This window comes from Neobacillus drentensis (assembly GCF_036966985.1).
Classification (GTDB): Bacteria; Bacillota; Bacilli; order Bacillales; family Cytobacillaceae; genus Neobacillus; species Neobacillus drentensis_E.
The window spans coordinates 1-1,024 of the sequence record NZ_JBALSN010000471.1; the positions used below are offsets into that span (position 1 = coordinate 1).

Here is a 1,024-nt window from a genome sequence, read left to right on the forward strand (position 1 = left end):
GACCAGAATCATAATGATTTTCAAATGATCGGTATAATAGCTCTGTATACGCCGGATAGACAATAATTTTACCCTCCATGGCAGCTTTTTTCTCTTTTTCAAATAAGCCGAGCGGGTCACCAATTCTCAAGGTAAAAGATTCGAAAAAATGTTCCCCGCGCGGCAGCTCATCAATGATATATTCATAGGAAAATTCCTTTTTTAAGCCCGGAAGAAGCAGGGCTTTCGGTCTCTTTTGCTGAGGAGCAAATTTTAAGGATTCATCTAACTGGTCCTCAATTAGTAAATAAAAGAGCGGAAATGATTTTGCTCTTTTCACTGTAACGGTCACCTTTAAGGGTTCTCCGGCATTAAAATCCGTTTTTGGCAAGATTCTTGTTACTTCAAGTTCATTTAAGGAGTAAAAAGAGATGGCAACACAATAAATGGCGAAGGGAAGAAAGCTATAAAATAAAAACCAACTTACAAATCCCCCTTGAAACATGGCATAGGAGAAAGCTAATAAAATCAAAAAAAGCAGCAGAATAAACTTCCATACTTTTTTCAAGATCATCCAAGTCTTTTTCATTTATTTCACTAACCTTTGAACTGGCACCGGAACTCTGGCAACCACCTGGTTCACTAAATCTTCAGCAGAAATCCCTTCGAATTTTGCCTCTGACTTTAAAATAATCCGGTGGGATAAGACAAATCGGGCTAAATATTGAATATCATCCGGGAGAACGTAATCGCGGCCATACATATATGCATAGGCCTGCGCTGCTTTCATCAAGGCAATTGATCCCCTTGGACTAGCCCCAAGGTAGACACTGCCGTGGCCTCTAGTGCGGTTAACGATATCGACGATGTAGCGCTTCATCGTATCATCGACAAACACATCTTTGATTTCTTTTTGTAAATCAAGAAGGCCTTCAAGGTCAACGACTGGGGTTAACTCCTCAATCGGCGGGACCTTTTGTGCTCTATTCAACACTTCCATTTCCTCTTGTAAGTCAGGATAACCCATTCTCATTTTTAATAAAAA

At 39.9% G+C, this 1,024-nt stretch carries 2 pseudogenes; both read right to left on the minus strand.

Annotated elements, in window-relative coordinates:
* Positions 1 to 568: pseudogene (locus V7659_RS25625) on the minus strand (DUF58 domain-containing protein); the annotation flags it as partial.
* Positions 569 to 1,024 (minus strand): annotated as a pseudogene (locus tag V7659_RS25630) (MoxR family ATPase); the annotation flags it as partial.